Source organism: Flavobacterium bizetiae (assembly GCF_024271895.1).
Lineage (GTDB): Bacteria > Bacteroidota > Bacteroidia > Flavobacteriales > Flavobacteriaceae > Flavobacterium > Flavobacterium bizetiae.
In genome coordinates, this window is the sequence record NZ_CP091861.1 from 1,176,472 (window position 1) to 1,196,066 (window position 19,595).

The window sequence follows — 19,595 nt, forward strand, 5'->3', positions numbered from 1 at the left end:
TTTTCTTTTTATAGAATTGCTAAAAAGCATTATTTTCAATTAGTTCTTTCATTTGCGCATCCAGATTAAAATGACTTTTTGCATGAAGAAAAATAGTCTTTTTCATCTTTTGAATTTCACCTTTTCCTAATTCAGAAATTTGGTTTAAAGTTGCATTTAATTTTTGAAAATCTTCAACCGGAACAACCCAGCCCAAATTATTTTCTTCGACAATATTTTCGCCTTCGCCTCCGCCAAAATAAAACACCGGAAAACCTAAAGCAGTATATTCGAATATTTTTGAAGGAACAGAACCGTAGATTCTCGTTTTAAGCGGAACCAATGCTATATCTAAATTCTTCAAGGTTTCATGCAAAACATTTCGTTCCAGCATTCCGTGAAAGATTATCTTTTTAGTCGGATTTTGGTTGAGGTAATTTACAATTTGAGTTTTCTCAGCGCCATCTCCAAAAATATGTAATTCGACATTTAAATTCTCTAAATTCAATTGCTGAATAAGTTCAAAAACTCCTTGTGCAACGCCTAATAATCCGGCATAAAACAATTTAATTGGTTCTGTAGAAGTTTCTTTTTCTTCTAGAAAATCTTCAACAAAATGATCTGGATAGTTACGATATAAGAAGCATTTTTTTTCAGGAAATATCGAATGAATGTGTGCTATAATTTCGTTTGATTGTCCAAAAATATGAGTTGCTTTTTTATAGATAAAGCGTTCAATAAAAAGCAGGATTTTATGCGAAACACTATTTTTCTTTAATACTTCGAGCTCAATGGCAGCCGTTGGCCAAAGATCCGAAACATTCAAAATGATGGTTTTACGTTTCAGCCAAAGCACAAAAACCGAAACAAAAGAAAGCAATAATGGTGGTGATTGAACAATAACTTTTTTAGGTGTTTTGGCAAAGAGTAAATAGAAAAACAGAGTCGTCGAGAATGACAATGTCGAAACAATTCGTTTGAAGATATTCGAACTATTGCTGGGATAAATCCAAAGACGTTTTAGCATGATATTTTGAACTTTTTCAGTAACCGAATACTTTCCTTTATACTCTGGAAACAATTCCCCTTTTGGATAATTTGGAAGTGGAGAAATCACCGAAACGGCATATCCGTTTTGATTCAGTTTTAATGCCAATTGCTCAATTCTATTAGCAGCAGCGCCTTTTTCGGGCGGGTAATAATTGGATATGATTAAAATGTCCTTCATTATTTTTTATCCAATAAAATTGAAATAATCCTTTCTGATGCCTTTCCGTCCCATAATTCCGGAATACCACTTTTTCGTGCACCATTTTTCAAGAACAGACCAAAGATATTTTGTAAATTTTCTAATGAAGTTCCCACAATAGTATTAGATCCAATAGTTTCTGTTTCAGGTCTTTCAGTGTTATTACGCATTGTAAAACACGGAATTCCAAGAACTGTTGTTTCTTCAGAAATTCCTCCACTATCTGTAATAACAGCAAAACTATTTTTGATTAAATACATAAAATTTAAATAACCTTGCGGCGCCACAAAAATGATGTTTTTAAACTTGATATCGCTTTCACTCAAAATGGCTTGCGTTCTGGGATGAATAGGAAAAAGAATTTTTTTGTCATTTACTAAACCATCAATTCCGTGCAATAATTTAATTAACGATGAAACTTCGTCGACATTTCCGGGACGATGTAAAGTTAGAATGATATAGTTTTTTTCTTCCAATTGATGTTCATTCCAAAAATCCGGAGCCGAAATTCTATCAATATTTTGGTATAAAGTATCGATCATGACATTGCCCACAAAGTGAACATTTTCAGGATCTGAACCCAGTTTAAGTAAATTTTCTGAAGCAGAAGTTGAGGTTGTAAAAAAGTAATCGGTAATGCTGTCGGTCAACATTCTGTTAATTTCTTCCGGCATTATTAAATCTCCTGAACGAATTCCGGCTTCGACATGCGCTACTTTTGTATTGCATTTTTTGGCCACAATCGAACACGCCATAGTTGAGTTGACATCGCCAACAACCAAAACCAAATCGCAAGGATTTTGAAGTAATTCCTTCTCAAAAGCAATCATAATTGCTGCAGTTTGTTCTGCCTGAGAGCCACTTTTGACTTCAAGATTTACATTGGGTTTTGGAATATTTAATTCCTCAAAAAAAGTATCACTTAAGTTTTTATCATAATGTTGACCAGTATGAACCAATCGAAATGAAACATTAAAACCTTCATTTTGTTTGCTTTTTATGGCATTAATGATTGGTGCAATTTTTATAAAATTAGGTCTTGCGCCAGCGATTATAGTGATTTTCATAATTGGATTGGATTCTTTCTAAAAATTTTCTTTTGGCAAAAGTAAAGTTTAAATTGGAATCTGGATAAATTGAGATACTTTCTTGAATGTTTAAATGATTTTTGAGTATATCAAAACTTATCTTATAAGAATTGGAGGTCGCAATTTGCGATCTCCAATTATTTCTTAATATTTAAAGAGGAAGCTTTAGGAAACTTGAGGTCACAATTTGTGACATCAAGATTGTTTTTTTTGAAATTCTTTAAGGTCACAATTTGTGACCTTGAAAATCAAATATTATTTTTTATAGCCAATTTTCACTCTTGCATTTTCATCTTCTTTCTTTTCGGTCAATTCATCTAAATAAGAAAAAACTAATTCAATATTCTTATCATGATTTTCTAACTTCTTTTGAATCTGAAGAATATCAACCTTAATTTCTGTCGTATCCAAAAGCATTTGTCTCACTTTTGTGAAAATACGCATGATTTGAATATTAGTTTGAATTGCTTTATCGCTTTTTAGAACGCTTGATAACATAAGAACACCGTGTTCAGTAAATGCCGCTGGTATATGGCGTAAACCCATTTTTTCAGAATTGGAGATCACAATTTGTGATTTCCAATTTTCAAATTCTGATTTATTAAGTTCAAACATAAAGTCTTCAGGAAATCTAGAAATGTTTCTTTTTACAGCTTGTTTTAAAATTCGTGTTTCAACACCATAAAGTAAAGCCAAATCACGATCAAGCATTACTTTTTGACCGCGAATAAAATATATTTTGTTAGAAATTGTTTCTTCAGAAAGTAAAGATTGATCCTCCATAGGTTTTAATTAAAAAAAAACAAATGTAAGATTTTATTTATATTTATAAATACGATTTGAATTGTTTTAGTTTTCCGCTTTTGCTTCTTCCCAGAACTGTTTTTCTGTTAAAACTAAAGTTTAAATTAGGCTCTAAATACAAGGAGATTGCCTTTTCTATCTTTTGAATTTGAGTTTTATTCAATTCAAAATCACTAACATATTCAATTTCAAAAGAATCTAATTTGGTTTGTTTGATGATAAATTCTTTTACATTTCCGTCATCTTCGATAATGCTTTTTGTTACATAATAAAAGGTTAATCCAGGAGATTTTTTTCCGCTTGGTAAGATTGCAACATCATTTGTTCTTCCAATTAGTTTTTTTAGAATTGGTTTTTGTGGCGTACTTTTTTCGTCTAAAATCCCAATATCGCCAATTTCATATCGTATAAACGGATGCGCTTTATTAAACAAAGCAGTAATAACGATTCGTCCTTCTTCCCCGTAAGGGAGAATTTTATTATTTTCGTCAAGAATCTCGACAAAAAGAGTTTCGGCATTTATTTGCCATTCTCCATTTGGATTTTCAAAAGCAATTAAATCAAGTTCTGAAGCGCCGTATTCATTGATTATCGGAATTCTGAATTGTTTTTCCAGAAGTTTTTTATCCGACTCAAAAAGCATTTCTGAAGTAACAAAACAAGCTTTTAACGTTGGGCAAGCCTCATTTAAAACAATATTTTTCTGTTCCAGATATTTCGCAAACAAAACGATAGAACTTGTATAACCATTGATATAATCGAATTTTTTCGATTTAAATTTTTGCAGAAATTTTTCCAGAACAACATCAGATAAATCGAAAACCGGAAAACGGAAACGATGCGTCAAAAAATCTTTTATTCGTTCTTTTTGATAACCAATAAAATCCATCGGAATACCATAAAAACGAGCTTGAAGCGAATGATTAAAATCAATACCAAACCATCCAAAACGCATAATGTTCGAAGCCCACGTTAAAGCATGAGAATATTTATCTTTAGCAAAAACAAAAGGAGTTCCGCTAGACCCGGAAGTTTTATTAACGTAAACATCTTTTCTGGAATATCCTTTTGAAAGCCGTTCTTCAAGAGGCTTTTGTAGATTTTGTTTGTTTAAAATGGGTAAATCTTCCCATTTTTCAACTGTTTTATTCCCAACTAAATTTTTGTAGAAAGTATTATTTTTCAAATGAAAATCGACAATTTCTTTTTTTTTGTTTTGAAGAAAAAAAAGATATTCTTCTTGAGATAAATTCACGATTTCATTCAATTCAGCTTTGGCTTTCTTTACAGGAAAACCATTTAATCGAAGCGAAATATCAAAAAGAGAAATCATTTGAGGATAAATTTTCATCAAAAATAATATTATCCAATTACTAACATAGAAGAATGAACAAGTTTTTAAGATTTAATTATTTTTTACGTACAAAAGCAATTATTTTTGCACCACAACTAAATACAACTACACATGACAATTTTACTATTGGGATCAGGCGGAAGAGAACATGCTTTTGCGTGGAAAATGATTCAGAGTCCGCTTTGCGAAAAACTTTTTGTTGCACCAGGAAATGCGGGAACGGCTGCAATTGCTACAAACGTTGCAATGTCTCCAACAGATTTTGATGCCATTAAAGCATTTGTAATTCAGGAAAATGTAAAAATGGTGGTCGTAGGGCCAGAAGATCCTTTAGTAAAAGGAATTTACGATTATTTTAAAAACGACGAAAGTTTACAACATATTCCGGTTATCGGGCCATCAAAATTAGGGGCTCAACTTGAAGGAAGTAAAGAGTTTGCTAAAGAATTCCTTATGAAACATAATATCCCGACTGCTGCTTACGACAGTTTTACTGCCGAAACAGTTGAAAAAGGATGTGATTTCTTAGAAACTTTACAACCTCCATACGTTTTAAAAGCAGATGGTTTAGCAGCAGGAAAAGGAGTTTTGATTATTCAGGATCTTGAAGAAGCTAAAACCGAATTAAGAAACATGTTGGTTCATGAAAAATTTGGAGCAGCAAGTTCAAAAGTAGTAATCGAAGAGTTTCTTGACGGAATCGAATTAAGCTGTTTTGTTTTAACGGACGGAAAAAGCTATAAAATTCTTCCAACAGCAAAAGATTACAAACGTATTGGCGAAGGCGATACAGGATTAAATACAGGCGGAATGGGAGCAGTTTCTCCAGTTCCTTACGTTGATGCTGTTTTGATGGAAAAAATCGAAACACGTATCGTAAAACCAACAATAGAAGGTTTCCAGAAAGACGGAATCGAATATAAAGGATTTGTATTTATTGGTTTAATCAATGTAAAAAACGAACCAATCGTTATTGAATACAACGTGAGAATGGGAGATCCTGAAACTGAGGTTGTAGTGCCAAGATTAAAATCTGATTTGGTTGCATTGTTCCAGTCAGTTGCAGATCAAAAGTTAGATACTTTCGAATTAGAAGTTGATCCTAGAAGTGCTACTACGATTATGGTAGTTTCTGGCGGATATCCTGAAGATTTTGAAAAAGGAAAAGTTATTACAGGATTAGAAAATATTACAGATTCTATAGTTTTTCACGCGGGTACAAAATTAGATGGCAATAATGTCGTTAGTAATGGAGGACGTGTATTGACTGTAACATCTTACGGAGACGATTTTCAACAGGCCATAAAAAAATCTTACCAAAATATAGATAAACTAAATTTTGATAAGATGTATTTTAGAAAAGATATTGGCTTCGACTTACTTTAAAAAAGAGTGAGCTGTAGTATCTTGATTTTCTGTTCCGGCGTCATCAAAAATGCGTAATTGTTTAATCCAATAAACGATTGCGCATGCGCAGATGATCATAAAAATCCAGTTAATAGTATTAGCACCAAACCAAGTAATAAGTTCTAAGTGACGTAAAAAGTCAAGTGGAGCAAATAAAATGTTAACGAATAAGTATTGAATTCCTTCGAAAAAAGCTGTCATAATTTATAAAATTATATGTTATTTATTGTTGTGTAACGCATTGAAGTTAAAATTCAGATAATAGAATCTTTTTTCAACTTGTTGGGTTTTCCTTTTTAAACAAGTATTATATTTACAATCACAAAAGTATAAAATATCCTTATGATAACAAGTGTTTTTAAAAAATCTACGCCATTAAATTATTCATTGGTCGTAATTTTAATACTGGTTTTCTTTTTTATTTTTCAAATTAAAGATCCATCATGGGTGAGTTCTTATTTTTTGGCGTTCCAAAAAGTAAGTGTGCTGCTCTTTATTTTAGCTTCTTTTTTCCTAGTTAATTTTATCGTAAAAAAGAACGGACTCAGTAAAGACAACGGTTATGCGATCTTTTTCTACTTATTGTTTATATTATTCTTTCCTACGATTTTTAATAATTCGAATGTCGTTTATGCCAACTTTTTTATTTTGCTGGCGCTTCGAAGATTAATTTCGCTGCAATCCCTAAAAGCTTCAAAAGAAAAAATATTCGATGCCTCTTTTTGGATTTTAATAGCCGCTTTATTTCAATTTTGGTGTATTCTTTTCCTGATATTGGTATTTATATCCATCATTTTTCACGTTTCAAGAGATTATAGAAACTGGATTTTACCTTTTATAGCGCTTTTAGCTGTATCAATAATCTTTTTATTGATAGCGCTGATATTCCATATCGATATTATCGAATTTTTTCAGAAACGTGCCGTAATCGATTTTAACATTACTTATTTCAAAAATAATTACGAAAACGGAGCACTTTCAATATACGTTGCAGTCGCTTTGTTTTTTGTAACATCAATGTTAACTACATTGTCAAACAGGCCACAAATCGTACATTCATCATACAAAAAGATCATAGCCTGTTTTTTTATTGCAGCCCTTGTTTACATTGTGTCTCCAGACAAAAGCAATGATTTATTGTTGTTTAGTATTGCTCCGTTAACCATTATGGCAGCAAGCCACGTAGAGTATATGCAGCAAAAACTCAACAACGAGATTGTTTTTTATGTATTGATTTTGTGTAGTTTATTTACCTATTTCTCTCAACTATAATTTACTTCCGTAAGCAAGATCTCCTGCATCTCCCAGACCAGGAATAATGTAGTTTTTCTCATTTAATTTCTCGTCGAGAGAAGCCACCCATAAATGGCAATTGTCCGGAAGGCTTTCTTCAAGAAAAGCAATTCCTTCTGGTGCAGCAATAACCACTACAATATGAATCTCCTTTGGAGTAGCATTTTGAATCAGTTTTTCATGAACCGCTACAATAGATTGCCCGGTTGCCAACATCGGATCAAGCAATAAAACCGTTTTATCGTTGATGTTTGAAACAGCCTGATATTCAACCCGAATTTCAAATTCATGATCGTTATTAGGATGATATCTGCAAGCCGAAACAAAGCTATTTTCAGCATGATCAAAATAGTTCAAAAAACCGTTATGAAGCGGTAATCCGGCTCTTAAAATCGAACATAAAACCAAATCACTTTCAATTTCGGTTGTCTTTTTTATACCCAGCGGAGTCTCAATTTCAACTTCTTTATACGACAAATCCTTACTAAGTTCATAAGCCATAATTTCGCCAATGCGCTCAATATTTCGTCTAAAACGCATACTATCGTTTTGAACGCTTACGTTTCTGATTTGACCTAAAAAGTGATTTAATACGCTATTATTTTCAGAAATATAATGGATTTTCATAATAAAAATTTAGAATTATCAATGGGTTACAGTACGATAACGAAAATTTCATCGTTTTATTCGCACGATAAAAGTATAAAAAGTATCTTTGTAACTCTAACAAATAAAGACATGTTTTCAAAATTAGCATATTCTGTTTTCGAACAAAGCATCAAAGATTATCATCAATTTGATAATGTAGATCAACCAATAAACAATCCTTATCCTAAGGATAAATTCGAGCATTTGTTATATCTAAAAAACTGGATTGACACTGTTCAATGGCATTTTGAGGACATCATTCGTGATCCCCAAATAGATCCTGTAGCAGCTCTTACTTTAAAAAGAAGAATCGATGCTTCAAATCAGGAACGTACTGATATGGTAGAATATATCGACAGCTACTTTTTACAAAAATACAGCGATGTAAAAGTAAAAGATGGTGCAAAAATCAACTCAGAAAGTCCGGCTTGGGCTTTTGACAGATTGTCTATCCTGGCACTAAAAATTTATCATATGCATGAAGAAGCTACTCGTGCAGAGGCTTCACAAGAGCACAGAGATAAATGTCAGGAAAAACTAAACATCCTTTTAGAACAAAGAAGCGATTTATCAACAGCGATTGATGATTTGCTTACCGATATCGAAAACGGAGATAAATTCATGAAAGTGTACAAACAAATGAAAATGTACAACGACGATGAATTAAATCCTGTTTTATACCAAAATAAGAAATAATTTCTGGAGCTATTTCCAGCTTTCCATTTCATCCCGATAGCTATCGGGACAAAAAAAAATAGAGTTTCTATTGTTCAAAAAAGAGCTTCCGTTGGTCGCTTTTTTTAAACAAGAAACTTTATTTTTTTTGCTCCGGGATTTTCATTTCAATCTGGGCTAAAAGTACAGAACCGGAAAAAGACGTGAATTTAAAAACATAAAGAAATTGTCTAGTAAAATTAAGCATATAGCCGTCATGAGACTTTCCGCAATGGGAGACGTCGCCATGACGGTTCCTGTTTTACGCGCTTTTGTAAAACAGTATCCAGAGGTAAAAATCACCGTAATTTCACGTCCGTTTTTCAAGCCATTTTTTGACGGAATCCCGAATCTTGACTTTTTTGCTTTCGATGAAAAAAAACGTCACAAAGGTTTTGCGGGACTCTTGAAACTGTTTCAAGACGTGAAAAAGCTTAAAATTGATGCTTTTGCAGATCTTCATAATGTTTTAAGATCAAAAATTGTGAGTTTACTTTTCGCTTTAAGCGGAAAAAAAAGAACCACTGTTGATAAAGGTCGTGAAGGTAAAAAAGAGCTAACAAGCGCCGAAAATAAAGTATTCAGGCAATTGCCAACTATGTTCGAAAGACATGCAAAAGTGTTTCAGGAACTTGGTTTTCCGCTAGATTTATCCAACCCAACTTTTCCTGAAAAGGCAACTTTAAGTTCAGAAATTCTCGAAATTATTGGCGATAAAAACTCAAAATTAATCGGCATTGCACCTTTTGCACAATACGATTCTAAGGTCTATCCTCAGGATTTAATGCAGGAAGTGATTGCAAAATTGGCTGCGAATAAAGACTATAAAATAGTACTTTTTGGAGGAGGAAAGAAAGAAATCGAAATTCTGGAATCATTTGAAAAACCATTTGAAAATGTAATCAATATGGCTGGAAAAATTAAATTTCAGCAAGAATTACAGCTTATTAGCAATCTCGACATAATGCTTTCTATGGATTCCGGAAACGCACATATTGCAGCAATGCTGGGCGTAAAAGTTATCACACTTTGGGGCGCAACGCATCCGTATGCAGGATTTTTGCCTTTCAATCAAACGATGGAAAATGCTTTAACTTCAGATCGAAATCAATATCCGCAATTGCCAACATCGGTTTACGGAAACAAAATTGTCGAAGGTTATCAGGATGCAATGAGAACCATACTTCCGGAAGAAATTGTAAATAAAATTCAGAGTCTTTTGTAAATTTAAAGACTAAATCTCAATAAAAAATTCCAAATCCCAATTGTAAAGTTGGAATTTGGAATTTTTTTTATTGGAATTTGATTGTTTATAAATCAAGAAAAAGATATCCCATTGCTTTCTTTTTGTTTCTATCGACTACAACTTCTACAAAATGATTTTCTTTTTCTGTAGCGAGCAAAATGTGCTCAAAATCTTCAGTTGAATTTCGGTAAACCTTATGTACCAGTTCAGATTCTTTAATTTTTTTCGATAAAATTTTAGCAGCTTTTAATTCGCTCACATAGGGCCAAATATTAAAAAAACTATCTTTTGATGATATTTCTTTCATTCCTTCGCTCATTGATGAATTATATTTTTCTGCCGAAAGTAATTTAGGCGCTTTTCTGTTTCTTCTTTTTTTAATTATAAAATAAATACAAAAACAAGAGGTTATTACAAAAAGTACGATAAAAGATAGACGGAGGTAATGATGCATTGCCATGATATTTAATATTTAAACGCGTTGACAAATCTTATTTAGCTCTACAATTTCACAAAACGGAGATTGCGATTACTGTAATTTCACCTCTAATATACTAAAAATTCGGCAATATTTTAGCACTATTTTGGTTTTATTTCAATACCAATTAAAGCCAAATTTTCTCGTCTCTACATCTGCTGTAGATATAATTTTTAAGGTTCGAAATTGTAGCTTCATAATTTGGTGCTTCATAACCAAATCGTTCGTGTTCCATTTGTTCTTTTTCAATAGCATTGCAGCCTTTTATTACTTCTTTGAGCATATCCAGCATCGCAAGTTCCTTATTATTCGTTTTCTCAAATTTAAGATCAACAATTTCATCTTGCAATTCTTCGCAGTATTCTACAAGTTTTTCTACTTCAGGTTCGTCTAAAAGATATTCTTTACTTTTAAAAATTTCTCGTACGGATCTCATATTCAATTAATTTTTTAAATGCCAAATTCCAATTTCTCCTCTTTGTCAAATTTTAAAATTTTGACAAAGATTGCTAATTATATAAAACAAAAAAAATTCCAAATTCCAATCGTAAGTTTGGAATTTGGAATTTAATTTTTTTTGAAATTTTAACCTTTATACATCATCATAATCTACATAAATAGACTCTGATGTTGGGTGCGCCTGACAAGTTAAAATTAAACCTGAAGCGATTTCTTTATCTGTTAAAATGGAATTTTTAGTCATTTCGGCACTTCCAGAAGTTACACGAGCAAGACAGCTGCTGCAAATTCCACCCTGGCAAGAATATGGAGCATCGATTCCTTGTTTTAAAGCCGCATCTAATATGGTTTGTTTTTGAGACATTTCGAACGAAACTTCGTCATCATCTACTAAAACAGTGATTTTTGTATGTCCTTCTAATGAAGCTTTTATTTCATTTTCCTGAGATGATGAAGTAAAAAGTTCAAACTTAATAGCCGATTCTTTTACGTTTTTCTCCTTTAAAATAGCAGAAACCGTATTGATCATTTCTTCTGGTCCGCACAAGAAAAACTTATCAAATTGTAATTCTTTGTGTTTATTATTTAAAACAAAATTTACCGAAGATTTCTCGATTCTTCCAAACAATGCATTTTCGGCTTTAGCCTGACTAAATACATAATGCACGAAAAAACGACCTACATATTGCAATTGCAAATCATGTAATTCCTGGTAAAAAATAGTGTCTTCTGGAGTTTTATTTCCGTAAACCAATACAAATGAACTTTTTGGTTCACTTTTTAAAACTGATTTTATGATCGAAAGTACAGGAGTAATTCCGCTTCCGGCAACAAAAGCTGCGTAGTTTTTTTGTCTTTCAGCGTCTGGTTCAAAAGTAAATATCCCTTCAGGATGACCTACTTCAAGAACATCGCCCGCTTTAAGTCTGGTATTCGCAAATTGAGAAAACAAACCGTTTTTTACTGCTTTTACTGCAATTCTTAATTCACCGCTTTCTGGTGCTGAACAAATAGAATAAGCACGACGAATTTCTTGATTATCAAGAGTTAATTTTAAATTTATGTATTGTCCGGCTATAAATTTATAGTCTGGTTTTAGTTCTTCAGGAACATTAAAAAGTACAGAAACCGCGTCTTTTGTTTCGCGTTTTACCTCTTTAATTATAAGTTTTAAGAATGAAGGCATGATTGTATATTTTATGCAAAAGTAGCAAACGGAGATTAAATGTCAGGCACGAAATAATTATTTTTAACTTTTTTTGTAACGTTTGGTTACATTTGATCTCTTACTACAAAACTGAAAACCAAATAACCATGATTAAAAAGTTTATTTATCTAGAATGGAAAGCCTTTACGAGATCAGCATCCTTTGGTGCAAACGTGGCAATGAAAATTTTAATTGGTTTTTTGATGGTTTATTTTTCGGTACTTTTTATCGGAATGGGCGTTGGAGCATTTTATGTATTAAGAAAAATGAATCTCGAACCCTTATCAACCATCAACCAATTTCTGATTTATTATTTTCTGTTTGACCTCGTTGTTCGCTTATTAATGCAGGCAATCCCGGTATTGAATATCAAACCATTATTGGTTTTACCTTTCAAGAAACCAACCATTGTTCATTTTTCATTAGGCAAAACAGCTTTGTCTTTTTTTAATTGGGTTCATGCCCTTTTCTTTGTTCCTTTTTCGATTGTGCTAGCCATGGAAGGTTACGACATTACGGGGATTATTTTTTGGCTATTAGCTGCATTTTCGCTAGTATATATCAACAATTTCCTGAATATTATTTTAAGTAATATTGATAAATTATTTGTTGTTTTTATTGGAATAATTATGGCTTTGGGCGCCGCTCAATATTATAAAATATTTGATATTACGAAGTTTACAACGCCTGTTTTTCAGGGATTTTATGAAACAAAAGGATTGTTTATAATTCCAGTTTTGGTATTAGCCGGATTGTATTTATTTACATTTAAATATTTTAAGAACAATCTGTTTTTAGATGCAGGACTTTCTAAAAAAGAAGACGTTGCGACGACAGAAAATCTTTCCTGGCTGAATCAGTTTGGAACTTTAGGAACCTTTCTAAAAAATGATATTAAATTGATTAAGAGAAACAAAAGGTCAAAAACAACCATATTTATGAGTGTTTTCTTTTTGTTCTACGGTTTCATATTTTTCGGAAACACACATCAGCCGGAAGTGATGCATATTTTTGCAGGAATCTTTGTTTCAGGAGGATTTTTATTTGTCTTTGGTCAGTTTGTACCAAGTTGGGATAGTTCATATTATCAATTAATGATGACACAAAATATTCCGTATCGTGGTTATATTACTTCAAAATGGTGGCTGATAGTTATTGGTACTATTATTTCGACAATCATCGCTTCTTTTTATCTTTTCTTCGGATGGGAAATTTACTTAACTATTGTAGTTGGAGCTATTTACAACATTGGTGTAAACTCTCATCTAGTACTTTTGGGCGGAGCATTTACAAAAACACCAATCGATTTAAGTTCAGCCGGTGGTGCTTTTGGAGATAAAAAAGCCTTTAATGCCAGTGCAATGTTATTGACTTTGCCAAAATTATTATTGCCTTTGGGGCTTTATGCTATTGGTCTTCATTTAGGAAACAAAACCATTGGTTTAGCATTAGTGGCAGGTGCCGGAGTTTTAGGTTTTATCTTAAAAGACAAAGTTTTTTCTTTAATCGAAAAAAGGTATAAAATCGAGAAATACAGTACGATAAGTGCTTACAAACAAAAGAATTAAATTAGAGAATGTGCCAATTTGATAATGAGAAAATTTTATCAGATTCAATTAAACATTAAAAAATACAGAAGAGATTTAAAAATCTAAAATCATCAATTTAAAATCTAAAATTACAATGATACAAGTAAATCAACTTTCAAAACAATATAACGGAACAACAGTTTTAAACATTAACAATCTTGAAATTCCAAAAGGACAAAGTTTTGGGCTAGTAGGTAATAACGGAGCAGGAAAAACTACTTTCTTTAGTTTGTTATTAGATCTTATTCAGCCTTCTACAGGAAATATTATAAACAATAGTATTCAGGTAAATACCAGCGAAAACTGGAAATCTTTTACAGGATCTTTTCTTGACGAAAGTTTTTTGATAGGATATTTGACTCCAGAAGAATACTTTTATTTTATTGGAGATTTACGTCATCAAAATAAAGCCGATATTGATGCTTTATTGAAACAACATGAAGAATTTTTTAATGGAGAAATCCTGAATAACAAAAAATATTTAAGAGATTTATCAAAAGGAAACCAGAAAAAAGTGGGGATTATTGCCACACTTATAGGTAATCCTGAAGTAGTTATTTTAGACGAACCTTTCGCAAATTTAGATCCTACAACCGTAAGCCGATTAAAAAAAATAATAAAAGATCTGGCCGATAATCCCAATGTTACTGTACTGGTTTCTAGTCATGATTTGCAGCATACAGTAGAGGTTTGCGATAGAATTGTGGCTCTTAATAAAGGCGAAGTGGTAAAAGATATTCAAACTTCAAAAGAAACCTTACAAGAACTGGAATTGTTTTTTGCGGTTTAAATTTCTATATTTCAAAAAGAAGCGTATTTTTACAAGTCAATATACTAAAAATCCTTTTTAGCAGTTAATTGATTTAAAATCTTTTCTATTGAAAAAGAATACTCTTAAATATAGTTTTTTTCTTGTCTTTTTGTTTCTTTTGATAGCCTGTTCTACCAAGAAAAACACTTTTTTAGCTAGAAATTCACACGCCTTAAGTACAAAATACAACATTTTGTACAATGGGGGAATTGGTCTTGAAAAAGGTTTACACTCGATTCAGGCCAACAATCAGGATAACTTCTGGAAGACTCTGCCTATAGAAAAAATGCAGGTTGATGAAAATTTTTCTGAAGAAGAAAAAGCTAAAAATCCGGATTTCGAAAAGGCAGAAACCAAGGCAACAAAAGCCATCCAGAAACACTCCATGAATATTGGAGGAAGAGAGCGAAATTCACAAATCGACGAAGCTTATTTAATGCTCGGAAAAGCCAGATACTATGATCAGCGCTTTATTCCGGCACTTGAAGCATTCAATTATATTTTATATAAATATCCAAACAGCAGTAATATCTACACGGCAAAAATTTGGCGTGAGAAAACAAATATGCGTTTAGGGAATGATGCCATTGTTTTAAAAAATATTAAACTATTATTAAAAAATACAGATTTAAACAAACAGACTTTTTCTGATGCAAATGCTTTACTGGCAGAAGCTTTTTTAAATTTAGAACAAAAAGACAGCGCGGTTTCCAGACTTAGAGTTGCCGAAGAATTTACAAAAGTAAACGAAGACAGAGCACGTTATCGTTTTATTTTAGGGCAGATGTATCAGGAGGCTGGCAAAAAAGACAGTGCAAGTTATTTTTATGATGGTGTAATCGATATGAATCGAAAAGCCGACCGTAAATATATGATGCATGCCTATGCTAAAAAGGCCGAAATGTTTGATTATAAAAATGATAACAAGCAAATGTTTCTAAAGTCTTTTAACAAGCTAGTTACAGACCGTGAAAACAGACCTTACTATGATATTCTGTTTTATCAAATGGGTGTTTTTTATGATAATTATAAATTACAGGATAGTGCGCTGATTTTTTATAACAAATCGCTATTCAGAAAATCTAAAGATCCGTATCTGGTAGCTTCGACTTATAGAAATATTGGGAACATGTATTTTAAGAATACCAATTATACAATGGCTGCCAAATATTATGACAGTACATTAGTAAAATTAGATCCTAAAACAAGGGAATATGCGTTTATTCAAAAAAACAGAAAAAATTTAGATAACGTAATTAAGTACGAAGGAATTGCAAAACGCAACGATAGTATAATTAAGGTATACGGTTTACCTGCACCGGACAGAAAATTATATTTTGAAAATTATATTGCCGAACTTAAAAAGAAAGATGAAGCAAAACGTATTTTAGAAGAAAAAGAAAAGGAGAGATTAGCCAATATAGATCGTAATACAAATTTAGGAAGTGAGCCAACAGCTATAAATCCTAACTCTATTGGCAAACCACCTTCAGATCCTGAAGGTATTATGCCACCAGGAAATAATTCAGCAAGTACCTTTTATTTTTACAATCCAACAACAGTTGCCTACGGAAAATTGCAATTCAAAAAATTGTGGGGTAACAGAACTTTGGGCGGAAATTGGAGATTGGCTGCAGTAAAATCTGCTAATAATGCGGCAATGAACGATACTATCAATAACGATTTGGATGCGGCGAATAAATTAAAAGATTCTATTGTAATCGAAAAGTATACAACTGCTTTTTACGAAAAACAACTTCCAAAAACACAAGCTGCGATGGATAGTATTGGGGTAGAGCGTAATTTTGCCTACTACCAGTTAGGACTTATTTATAAAGAGAAATTCAAGGAGTATAATTTGGCAAGTGATAAATTAGAACAGTTATTGAAAAATAATCCCGAAGAAAAATTGATTTTGCCATCGATGTATAATTTGTACAAAATATATCAGATTACAAATCCGGCAAAAGCTGAAGCTATAAAAATGGATATTAGTTCTAAATATCCAAATTCGAGATATGCACAAATTTTAAACAACACCAATTCAGAAGATTTAGCATCTGCAGATAAAGAGTATCAAAAATGGTATAAGCTATTTCAGGAGGAACAATTTGATACCGTTTTAGACAATATCGATAATTTAATCAATCAGTATTCCGGAGACGAAATTGTTTCTAAATATGAATTGCTAAAAGCAAATACTTTAGGAAAAGTAAACGGTCTTGCGGCTTATAAAAATGGTTTAGAAACAGTTGCTGATAATTATCCAAATAGTGATGAAGGTAAAAACGCCAGAGAAATTTTAGAAAAACAAATTCCAGGTTTAGAAAAACTTGATTTTACATCTGTTGACACTAAAAACTGGAAAATTTTATACTTAGTTCCTAATAATGATTCTAAAACCCGTAAAAAAATTGAAGAAGCAATTAAAGTCTTTTTGTTAGTTGAAAATTATGAAAGACTAACCACGTCTTTTGACAGATACAATAAAACAGAAAGTTTTATCGTTGTTCATGGTTTAAAATCAGAGGCTTATGCCAAAGATGTTTCTGGAGTTTTTAGAGATGATAAAAAATATCAAATATCAAATCAGCCTATTATTATATCAAGTGATAATTATAAGTTGATTCAAATAAAGAAAAATCTCGAAGCCTACTTAGCCCCAAAAACCCCATAATCCCCATACCATGTTTGATAAAGTTAAAAAAAACGGAACAGAACTTTTAGGAAAAACAAATAGAATTGTTGAAGGCACCTCTATAATAGGTGATATTGTTTCTAAAGCTGATTTTAGATTAGACGGCGAATTGATAGGAAATTTTACTTCGCAAGGAAAATTAGTTATAGGAGCCTCAGGCGTTGTAAGAGGAGAAATTGTTTGCAATAATGCTGATATCGAAGGAGAATTTCAAGGAAAAATAAAAGTTTTAGAGATACTTAATATAAAGGCATCTGCGCAAATTCACGGCGAAGTTGCGGTAGGAAAACTGTCTATTGAACCTGGAGCAGAGTTTACGGCGACTTGTACGATGTTAACAAATAATCCAAAAGAAGTAACGCTAAAAGATGGAAAAGGAGCCGAACAAAAATAGAAGGAATAAATGGATGCCGCTTATTAATATTCCCGTGCAAATGGGAATTATTATTTTTTTATTCTCTTATTTCGGTACATGGTTAGATGAGAATCATCCAAGTCCAAAAGTATACTACAATACAATCTTTGTAATGCTGGGCGTTGGCCTGGCATTATATAATGTTATACGTCAGGTAAATGACATTAACAAGACAAAGTGATTTTTGTCATTGAAAGCATTTGATAAAAAGTGCATCTTTGCATAAAATTATTTTCAAATGCATTTAAAAAATTACAAATCCTTTTTACAATTATTCTTTTTTGCTTTGGCAGCATATGTTTTGCATAAAGCGGCTTTTTTAGTTTTAGATTTAAATACGCAAACCTTCTATTATAGTATAGAATTTTTGTATTTGATTTTTTTCGGATTATCCGCATTAATGTACCTTATACTATTAATAGTAAAAAAGAAAAATTTTGAGATTGTCGGAATGGCTTTCCTGTTCGGAACTTTTACTCAAATGTTAATAGGATATGTAATTTTAAGACCGATTTTAGAAAACCATAGTGCAGAGGTAATGGTTGAAAAAATCAATTTTTTTATAACATTTATTTTGTTTTTGTTATTTGAGACGCTTTTAACTGTCCGATTATTAAATGAAAAGCGTTAAAATAGGGATTCTGTAAAAAAGGGTTCAAAAATAATTTTTCATATCCTTTTGAATATTAATAAAAAATGTACCTTTGCACCAAATTTTAGAAACGTAAAAAATAAGATTTTTAACAGATATGGTGATTTCCAACAAACCGCTCAAATTTATTCTTGCAGCTTTAGTAGCTTGTTCTCCTGTAATGAGTTTTGCAAATTCAGAGAATGACTCAACGCATGTACAGACTGAAACTGCTCATGAAGAGAAAGTAATTTCGCATAACGCTCCCGTAGAAGGTGAGCATGAAGCTCTGGATCCAAAAGCTAAAGTAGACGCTTTTATTGATCATCACTTACAAGATTCTCATGATTTTGTTTTCTTCTCAGATGAAAAAGAAAATAAACATTATGGTTTCTCATTACCCGTTATTCTTATCGACGGAGGATTGAAAATTTTCTCTTCTTCAAAATTACACCATGGTGAAGAAGTTGCAGAAGTTGATGGAAACTTCTACAAACTAGTTCACGGTAAAATTTACAAAACAGATGCTGCCGGTACCATTACTTTTAATGAGCACGGACATCCTGAAAACGAAAAGCCATTAGATTTTTCTATTACAAAAAATGTAGTGTCAATGCTTTTTGTTGCAGTACTATTATTCATAATGTTTACTGGTTTAGCAAAATCATATAAAAAAGGACCAATCCCAACTGGATTTGGAAGAGTATTAGAACCGCTTATCATTTTCATCAGAGATGAAATTGCTATTCCTAATATTGGAGAGAAAAAATACAGAAAATATATGGGTTACTTATTAACTGTATTTTTCTTTGTGTGGGTGTTAAACTTATTAGGTATGACTCCGCTAGGAATTAACGTAACAGGAAATATTGCAATTACAGTTTGTTTAGCTGCATTTACTTTCATTATTACACAATTTAGTGCAAACAAAGATTATTGGGGACACATTTTCTGGATGCCGGGAGTACCTGTACCAATGAAAATTATTTTAGCTCCAATTGAAATCTTAGGAACATTAACAAAACCATTTGCATTATTAATTCGTTTGTATGCAAATATTACTGCAGGTCACGTAGTAATCATGAGTTTGATCGCAATGATCTTTGTAGGTAAAAATTTAGCTGCAGATTTGCCAATCTCTTTAGGATTAACATTATTTATTTCGGTTATCGAAGTTTTAGTTGCATTTTTACAAGCCTTCATTTTCACAATGTTATCATCATTGTTTATTGGTATGGCTGTTCAGGATCATGATCACGCACATCATCACGAAGATGAAACTGCAATCATTTAATTAGAAGTTTAATTTTATATATATAAATAGTTATGGGAACAATTCCAACTTTAGTAGGTGCTGGATTAGTAGTAATCGGAGCAGGTTTAGGTTTAGGTAAAATCGGTGGATCTGCTATGGACGCTATTGCTCGTCAGCCAGAAGCTGCTGGTAAAATTCAAACTGCGATGATTATTATCGCGGCTTTATTAGAAGGTTTAGCATTTGCTGCTTTAATCTTAGGAAAATAAT

The 19,595-nt window shown here is 32.0% G+C and carries 21 protein-coding genes; 12 read left to right on the plus strand and 9 right to left on the minus strand.

The window, feature by feature from the left end; all coding sequences use genetic code 11:
• Nucleotides 1-19: 19 nt before the first annotated feature.
• The 4 genes from L0669_RS05290 to L0669_RS05305 form a co-directional block, all read right to left on the minus strand.
• Entirely contained in the window at nt 20-1,207 is a 1,188-nt protein-coding gene (locus tag L0669_RS05290; protein WP_263761859.1) for a glycosyltransferase family 4 protein, read from the minus strand.
• Nucleotides 1,207-2,295 (minus strand): non-hydrolyzing UDP-N-acetylglucosamine 2-epimerase, encoded by a 1,089-nt coding sequence (wecB, locus tag L0669_RS05295; protein ID WP_263761862.1) that lies wholly within the window; start codon nt 2,293-2,295, stop codon nt 1,207-1,209. The genes L0669_RS05290 and wecB overlap by 1 nt, the downstream gene beginning before the upstream one ends.
• A gap of 276 nt (nt 2,296-2,571) precedes the next feature.
• The gene (locus tag L0669_RS05300; RefSeq protein WP_263761864.1) at nt 2,572-3,099 is read right to left on the minus strand and encodes an ORF6N domain-containing protein; all 528 of its coding nucleotides are present in this window, start codon (nt 3,097-3,099) and stop codon (nt 2,572-2,574) included.
• Nucleotides 3,100-3,142: 43 nt separating this feature from the next.
• Nucleotides 3,143-4,453 (minus strand): phenylacetate--CoA ligase family protein, encoded by a 1,311-nt coding sequence (locus L0669_RS05305; RefSeq protein ID WP_263763911.1) that lies wholly within the window; start codon nt 4,451-4,453, stop codon nt 3,143-3,145.
• A 132-nt stretch (nt 4,454-4,585) separates the two neighbouring features.
• Between L0669_RS05305 and purD the strand changes: the two genes are divergently transcribed.
• Complete coding sequence (purD, locus tag L0669_RS05310; protein ID WP_173971312.1) at nt 4,586-5,860, plus strand: phosphoribosylamine--glycine ligase; 1,275 nt, start codon at nt 4,586-4,588, stop codon at nt 5,858-5,860.
• Here the strand turns inward: purD and L0669_RS05315 are convergent.
• Nucleotides 5,852-6,082 carry a DUF6341 family protein gene (locus tag L0669_RS05315; protein ID WP_041519835.1) on the minus strand — a complete coding sequence of 77 codons (231 nt, stop codon included), beginning with the start codon at nt 6,080-6,082 and terminating at the stop codon, nt 5,852-5,854. The two genes, purD and L0669_RS05315, sit on opposite strands and share 9 nt — an antisense overlap.
• Nucleotides 6,083-6,223: 141 nt before the next feature.
• Here L0669_RS05315 and L0669_RS05320 point away from each other — a divergent pair, with 141 nt between their 5' ends.
• Complete coding sequence (locus tag L0669_RS05320) at nt 6,224-7,153, plus strand: DUF6427 family protein (protein ID WP_173971313.1); 930 nt, start codon at nt 6,224-6,226, stop codon at nt 7,151-7,153.
• On the opposite strand, the gene upp is transcribed toward L0669_RS05320, so the two are convergent.
• A complete protein-coding gene (gene upp / locus L0669_RS05325; RefSeq protein ID WP_263761866.1) occupies nt 7,148-7,801 on the minus strand; it encodes a uracil phosphoribosyltransferase in 654 nt (217 codons plus the stop codon). The two genes, L0669_RS05320 and upp, sit on opposite strands and share 6 nt — an antisense overlap.
• Before the next feature lie 111 nt (nt 7,802-7,912).
• On the opposite strand from upp, the gene L0669_RS05330 reads away from it, so the two are divergent.
• Nucleotides 7,913-8,518: a DUF4254 domain-containing protein gene (locus L0669_RS05330; RefSeq protein ID WP_121327958.1), complete on the plus strand. Its 606-nt coding sequence runs from the start codon at nt 7,913-7,915 to the stop codon at nt 8,516-8,518.
• Between the two features lie 235 nt (nt 8,519-8,753).
• Nucleotides 8,754-9,761: a glycosyltransferase family 9 protein gene (locus L0669_RS05335; protein WP_263761867.1), complete on the plus strand. Its 1,008-nt coding sequence runs from the start codon at nt 8,754-8,756 to the stop codon at nt 9,759-9,761.
• Between the two features lie 85 nt (nt 9,762-9,846).
• On the opposite strand, the gene L0669_RS05340 is transcribed toward L0669_RS05335, so the two are convergent.
• From L0669_RS05340 to L0669_RS05350, 3 genes are all read right to left on the minus strand, one after another.
• Nucleotides 9,847-10,236 (minus strand): hypothetical protein, encoded by a 390-nt coding sequence (locus L0669_RS05340; protein WP_232067377.1) that lies wholly within the window; start codon nt 10,234-10,236, stop codon nt 9,847-9,849.
• 151 nt (nt 10,237-10,387) lie between these two features.
• Nucleotides 10,388-10,696 (minus strand): hypothetical protein, encoded by a 309-nt coding sequence (locus L0669_RS05345; protein ID WP_263761869.1) that lies wholly within the window; start codon nt 10,694-10,696, stop codon nt 10,388-10,390.
• Between the two features lie 156 nt (nt 10,697-10,852).
• Nucleotides 10,853-11,905: a ferredoxin--NADP reductase gene (locus tag L0669_RS05350; protein WP_263761872.1), complete on the minus strand. Its 1,053-nt coding sequence runs from the start codon at nt 11,903-11,905 to the stop codon at nt 10,853-10,855.
• A gap of 128 nt (nt 11,906-12,033) precedes the next feature.
• Here L0669_RS05350 and L0669_RS05355 point away from each other — a divergent pair, with 128 nt between their 5' ends.
• The 8 genes from L0669_RS05355 (at nt 12,034) to atpE (ending at nt 19,594) form a co-directional block, all read left to right on the plus strand.
• Nucleotides 12,034-13,494: a DUF5687 family protein gene (locus L0669_RS05355; protein WP_263761874.1), complete on the plus strand. Its 1,461-nt coding sequence runs from the start codon at nt 12,034-12,036 to the stop codon at nt 13,492-13,494.
• Nucleotides 13,495-13,609: 115 nt separating this feature from the next.
• The gene (locus L0669_RS05360; RefSeq protein ID WP_263761876.1) at nt 13,610-14,305 is read left to right on the plus strand and encodes an ABC transporter ATP-binding protein; all 696 of its coding nucleotides are present in this window, start codon (nt 13,610-13,612) and stop codon (nt 14,303-14,305) included.
• Between the two features lie 88 nt (nt 14,306-14,393).
• The gene (gene porW, locus L0669_RS05365) at nt 14,394-17,003 is read left to right on the plus strand and encodes a type IX secretion system periplasmic lipoprotein PorW/SprE (protein WP_263761878.1); all 2,610 of its coding nucleotides are present in this window, start codon (nt 14,394-14,396) and stop codon (nt 17,001-17,003) included.
• A 10-nt stretch (nt 17,004-17,013) separates the two neighbouring features.
• The gene (locus L0669_RS05370; protein WP_173971322.1) at nt 17,014-17,418 is read left to right on the plus strand and encodes a bactofilin family protein; all 405 of its coding nucleotides are present in this window, start codon (nt 17,014-17,016) and stop codon (nt 17,416-17,418) included.
• Nucleotides 17,393-17,620, plus strand: a complete 228-nt coding sequence (locus tag L0669_RS05375; RefSeq protein ID WP_173971323.1) for an AtpZ/AtpI family protein — start codon at nt 17,393-17,395, stop codon at nt 17,618-17,620. The genes L0669_RS05370 and L0669_RS05375 overlap by 26 nt, the downstream gene beginning before the upstream one ends.
• A gap of 57 nt (nt 17,621-17,677) precedes the next feature.
• Nucleotides 17,678-18,070, plus strand: a complete 393-nt coding sequence (locus tag L0669_RS05380) for a hypothetical protein (protein ID WP_173971324.1) — start codon at nt 17,678-17,680, stop codon at nt 18,068-18,070.
• A 118-nt stretch (nt 18,071-18,188) separates the two neighbouring features.
• The gene (gene atpB, locus L0669_RS05385) at nt 18,189-19,364 is read left to right on the plus strand and encodes a F0F1 ATP synthase subunit A (RefSeq protein ID WP_263761880.1); all 1,176 of its coding nucleotides are present in this window, start codon (nt 18,189-18,191) and stop codon (nt 19,362-19,364) included.
• A gap of 32 nt (nt 19,365-19,396) precedes the next feature.
• Nucleotides 19,397-19,594: an ATP synthase F0 subunit C gene (gene atpE / locus L0669_RS05390; protein ID WP_008465835.1), complete on the plus strand. Its 198-nt coding sequence runs from the start codon at nt 19,397-19,399 to the stop codon at nt 19,592-19,594.
• The last annotated feature ends 1 nt before the right edge of the window (nt 19,595 follow it).